Raw genomic sequence first — 5,050 nt, 5'->3', positions numbered from 1 at the left:
GCCTCGGCGATCTGCCGCCCCACCGTGTAGTACGGATGCAACGCCGACAACGGATCCTGAAAGATCATCGCCATGTCCCGGCCCCGCAGCCGCCGTACCTCCTCCTCCGGCAGCCCCACCAGCTCACGGCCACCGACGGAGATCTCCCCGGAGATCGTCGTGCGCTTCGCGTTGTGCAGACCCAGGATCGCCAGCGACGTCACGCTCTTGCCCGACCCGGACTCGCCCACGATCCCCAGGGTGCGACCCCGCTCGACCGAGAACGACACCCCGTCCACGGCCCGGACCACACCGTCCTCGGTGTCGAACCGCACCCGCAGATCCCTGACTCGCAGGTATGCGCCCTCACCCGGGCGCGGCGCCGGTAGCTGCACCATGTCGAATCCTCCCGTCAGTTGAGCCGGACCCGCGGGTCGATGACCGCGTAGAGCACGTCGACCACGATGTTGGCGACCACGATGAAGACCGCGGCCAGCAGCACGGTGGCCATGACCACCGGCAGGTTGAGGAACTGCACCGCCTCCACGGTGGCCTTGCCCAGCCCCTGCAGCCCGAAGATGGTCTCGGTGATGAACGTGCCGCCGAGACTGGCGCCGATGTCCAGGCCGGCGATGGTGACGATCGGGGTGATCGCGGCCCGCAGCGCGTGGCGGAGGTGCACCTGCCGCGCCGACAGTCCCTTCGCCCGGGCCGTACGCACGAAGTCCTCGGACAGGGTCTCCAGCATCTGCGCCCGGGACAGCCGGGCGTAGAGGGCCGAGTTGAGGAAGCCCAGCGTCATCCAGGGCAGCAGCAGCCCCACCGCCCAGCGGAGCGGGTTCTCGGTCAGCGGGGTGTAGTTGGGGAACGGCAGCAGCCCGGTGGCGTACACCAGCAGGTAGAGCAGGATCAGGCCGAAGAAGTAGACCTGCATGGACGCTCCGGCCAGGGTCACGCCGATCGCGGCGCGGTCCACGGCCGTCCCACGGCGCAACGCCGACACCATGCCCAGCGAGACGCCCAGGGTCAGCCAGAGCACCGCCCCGCCGAGGACGATGCTGAAGGTCACCGGGGCGCGCTGGACGATGATCTCGGTGACCGGCTGGTTGTTGCGGAACGAGTAGCCGAGGCAGGGCGCCGGGCAGTCCTGGCGGAAGTCCCCCGAGCCGTAGGTGCGGCCGGCGACGACGCCCTTGACGAAGTCCGCGTACTGGCGGGGCAACGGCTGGTCGATGCCGAGCCGCTGCTCGACCTGCGCGATGTCCTCCGCGGTGCAGTTCTTGCCGCACATCACCTTGGCCGGGCTGCTCGGCACGGCGAAGAAGAGACCGAAGGTGACCAGGCTGATCACGGCGAGGGTCACCCCGGCGACGAGCAGCCGCCGGACCACGAAACGGAACACGGGAGCACCTCCCCCGGTAGACGGTGGGGGCGGCCCGGACCCGGACCGCCCCCACGGGCGGTCACTTCTTCACGTAGATGCCGTTGAGCGAGATGATGCCGAAGGCGTCGCTGAGGAAGGCGTTGCCGACCTTCGACCCGTGCAGTTCGTAGGTGGCGTCGTAGTAGCAGGGCACCACCGGCACGTACTCCTTCATGATCTTCTCGTCCAGGGCCATCCAGCCGGCGTCCTGCTCGGCGGCGGGGAGGGCGCGGACCCGGTCGATCTCCGCGCTGACCGCCGGCTCGTCGAGGTACGAGACGTTGTTGTTCCCCTCTGCCACGATCTCCCGCCCGTCATAGACCGGGGGGATGATCGTGGAGCCGGTCGGCCAGTCCGAGCCCCAGCCGCTCATGTAGAGGTCGTACGGGTTGTTCTTCCGGCCGATCTCGTCGTAGTAGCTGCTGTTGTCGATGGGCTTCATGACGATGTCGAAGCCCATGTCGGTGAGGTTCTTGCGGATCGCCTCGGCCTGCTGGGTGCGTAGCTCCGTGTTGGAGTGGGCGAGCACCAGCCTCGGGCGCTTGCCGCCGAGCAGCTCGGTCACCTTCCCCTTGTCACCGGTCACCGGGGCGTTGAACACGTCGTACTTCTTCCACCCGGCGGTGGTCGGCGACATGAGCGTGGTGGCCGGCGAGCCGGCCGCCTGCCCGCCGAGGGCCTTGAGGGCGGCGTCCTTGTCCACCGCGTAGTTGAGCGCGCGGCGCACGTTCAGGTCGGTGACCCGCTGCGTGTTGATGCTCAGCACCCAGGTGTACTGGGTCGGGCCCTTCACCACCCGCTCGACCACGCCCGCGGCGGTGGTCCGGGGCAGCACGGCGGGCGGCACGTCGGTCCAGCTCAGCGCGGCCTGGTCGGCCGGGGCGTCGGCGACGAGACGTTCGGCGATCTGCGCCTGCTCCAGGCCGAAGGTGACCCGGATGCCGTCCGGGTACGCGTTGCGGATCGGGTCGGTCTTCGGGTCCCAGTTCGGGTTGCGCTCCAGCTCCAACGCCACGTCCCGCTGGTAGGACTTCACCCGGTAGGGGCCGGAGGAAAACGGCCGCAGGTCGTAGTTGGCCTTGGTGTCCTTGGCGGCTGGCACCGGGGCGGTGGTGGGCAGCGCCGCTGCGTACGGCAGGTCGCAGTGCGGCTCCGGGAAGGTGAACCGGATGGTCTTGTCGTCGGGTGTCTCGATGCCGTCCGGCGCGGCCTTGCCACCGTCGTACGGCCCCTTGTACGTGGCGTTGTACACCCCGCCCGGGTAGAGCCACTGCTGGATGTAGTGGGGCCCCTCGTTGAGGTTGGGCGCGAACGAGCGGGCGATGCCGTACGCCACGTCCTTGCTGGTCACCGGGGAGCCGTCCTCGTACTTCACCCCGTCCCGCAGGGTGAACTCCCAGACCTTGCAGTCCTTGTTGACGTCCTTGCCGGGGTTGGTGGCCAGGTCGCCGACAAGCAGCAGCTTGCCGCTGCCGTCCTCCTTGTAGCCGTTGAGCGACCGGTAGAGCAGCCCGCCGGTCACCTGCTGCACGTTGACGTAGTTGCGGGCCGGGTCGAGGTGCTCGAAATCGGAGTTCTGCATGACGGTGAGGGTGCCGCCGGAGGTGGCCCCGTCGACCGCCTTGGCCGGGCCCTGGTTGTCGGCCGCCTCGTAGGAGATCGAGCCGGTCTGGGTCTTCGTCTTGTCGTTGCCGCCGCCTCCGCCGTCGGTGGTGGGGCTGCAACCGGCGGCGACCAGCGCCGCGGCGAGGACACCGGTCAGTGTCCGGGTTCGTGCTCGCACGATGTGCTCCCTTCCCGCCCGGCGGCCCCCGCCGGCCGGGCGTGTAGATGACCGGGGGGTTACCGGGTCGACCGGGGATCCAGCGAGTCGCGCAGCGCGTCACCGAAGAGGTTGAACGCCAGGACCAGCAGGAAGATCGTCAATCCGGGGAACAGGGTGTACCAGGGGTCGCTGGCCACGTAGCCGATGCTGTTGTAGATCATCCGGCCGAGGTCGGGCGTGGGTTCGGTGACGCCGACGTTGACGAAGGCCAGCGCGGCCTCGATGGCGATGAACTGCGGCACGTTCAGCGAGACCGTGACCAGGATCGGCGCCCAGATGTTCGGCAGCAGCTGCCGGAAGAGGATGTGCCCGGTGCCGGCGCCGGCGGCCCGGGCGGCGTCGACGAACTCCCGCTCGCGCAGCGAGATCACCTGGCCGCGGACCAGCCGCGCGGTGTACGTCCAACTGAACAGTCCGAAGGTGGCGACGATCAGGGCGACCCGGAAGGCCGGCGACGGGGCCTCCCGCTCGGAGTAGAAGCGGTCCTCGAGGATCGGGATGACCGCGAGGGCGAAAATGAGGAACGGAAACGCCAGGGTGAGGTCGATCAGCCAGTTCACCACGCTGTCCAGCCAGCCCCGGGCCCAGCCGGCGACCACCCCGACCGCGACACCGATGAGAGACGCCAGCAGGGCTGAGGCGAACGCGATGAACAATGACGTACGGAGGCCGTAGACCAACTGCAGCAGGATGTCCCGGCCGCTGCCCGGTTCGAGGCCGAGCCAATGTTTCGAACTGATGCCGCCCGCGTACCCGACCGGCATTCCGAAATCATTGAGCCGATCGACGAACTTGTCCGTCGGGTCAATCCCGGTGAGCCCGCCGAGCAGCGGCGCGCCGAGCGCGACGACCGCGGCGACGAGCAGGGTCAGGGCGCTCGCCCGGGCGGTCCGGTCGCGCTTCAACCGCAGCCAGGCGAGCTGGTTCGGCGACCGGCCGACGATCTCCGGCCGGCCGGTCACCGCCGGGGCGTCGCTCGCCACGGCCGGGTCCGGGGCGGCCGGATCGCCGGGGGCGGTCAGGGACGGTGGATGGGACAGGTCGCTCATGAGGATCCCTCCCGACGGCGACGAATACGTCCTGCCACCCGACCGTAAACCGTTCTGGAACTGCGAATTGAATCGTTACGGTAACGGCCGGATCGGTTGTCAGGCATCGGCAACGATCTGATTTACGGAATGACTCGCTGCAATAACGGCGCTATTCGGTTGTCATCCTTCCCGGCCGTTGCCCGACCGGATCAGGAATGCGTGGGAGCGGGGTGTCACTCCGGTTGTCAACCGTTCGGACATTCCGGAAGGACACCACCATGCCCTCCACCCGACGTACCACCGCGCTGGCGGTGGCCGCCGCCCTCGGCGGGCTCGCCGCCCTGACCGCCACGTCGCCCGCCGAGGCGGCGCCCCGGCCCGGACCCGAGACGCCGTCGGTGCTGCTGCTCACCGTCGACGACAACGCCGGCGGGCTCCGCTCCACCGTGCTGATCTGCGGCCCGGTCGGCGGGCTGCACCCCGATCCGGTGGCCGCCTGCCGCCTCGTCGCCCGCGTGAACGGCGACCTGGCCGCCCTGACCGTAGACCCCGACCCGTGCACCCGCGAGCACGCCCCGCTGACCGCGCGGGCGGTCGGCTTCTGGCAGGACCGTCCGGTGACGTACACCCGGACCTTCGACAACCGCTGCCTGCTGCACCGCGGCACGGGCGTGCTGTTCGACTTCTGAGACCGGGCGCGGGGGGGGGGGGGGGGGGGGGGGGGGGGGGGGGGGGGGGGGGGGGGGAGGGGGGGGGGAAGGGGGGGGGGGGGGGATCCGCGGGGGGAGCGGA

The 5,050-nt window shown here is 69.9% G+C and carries 5 protein-coding genes; 1 reads left to right on the top strand and 4 read right to left on the bottom strand.

The genetic code is table 11. The features are described from left to right. From ACZ6S5_RS28085 to ACZ6S5_RS28070, 4 genes are all read right to left on the bottom strand, one after another. Nucleotides 1-377, bottom strand: a 377-nt coding sequence (locus ACZ6S5_RS28085; protein WP_466005164.1) for an ATP-binding cassette domain-containing protein, incomplete at its 3' end; no start/stop codon positions are given. A gap of 14 nt (nucleotides 378-391) precedes the next feature. After that, the gene (locus tag ACZ6S5_RS28080) at nucleotides 392-1,381 is read right to left on the bottom strand and encodes an ABC transporter permease (protein WP_466005162.1); all 990 of its coding nucleotides are present in this window, start codon (nucleotides 1,379-1,381) and stop codon (nucleotides 392-394) included. A 61-nt stretch (nucleotides 1,382-1,442) separates the two neighbouring features. Further along, nucleotides 1,443-3,185, bottom strand: coding sequence for an ABC transporter substrate-binding protein (locus ACZ6S5_RS28075; RefSeq protein ID WP_466005160.1), 1,743 nt, complete (start codon nucleotides 3,183-3,185; stop codon nucleotides 1,443-1,445). Nucleotides 3,186-3,244: 59 nt separating this feature from the next. Beyond that, nucleotides 3,245-4,276 (bottom strand): ABC transporter permease, encoded by a 1,032-nt coding sequence (locus ACZ6S5_RS28070; protein ID WP_466005158.1) that lies wholly within the window; start codon nucleotides 4,274-4,276, stop codon nucleotides 3,245-3,247. Between the two features lie 260 nt (nucleotides 4,277-4,536). On the opposite strand from ACZ6S5_RS28070, the gene ACZ6S5_RS28065 reads away from it, so the two are divergent. Next, a complete protein-coding gene (locus ACZ6S5_RS28065; RefSeq protein ID WP_466005156.1) occupies nucleotides 4,537-4,947 on the top strand; it encodes an SSI family serine proteinase inhibitor in 411 nt (136 codons plus the stop codon). Nucleotides 4,948-5,050 lie beyond the last annotated feature (103 nt).

Source organism: Micromonospora sp. NPDC051924 (assembly GCF_055586005.1).
Note: the sequence above shows the minus strand (reverse complement) of the source record. Positions and strands in the feature narration are given on the sequence as shown.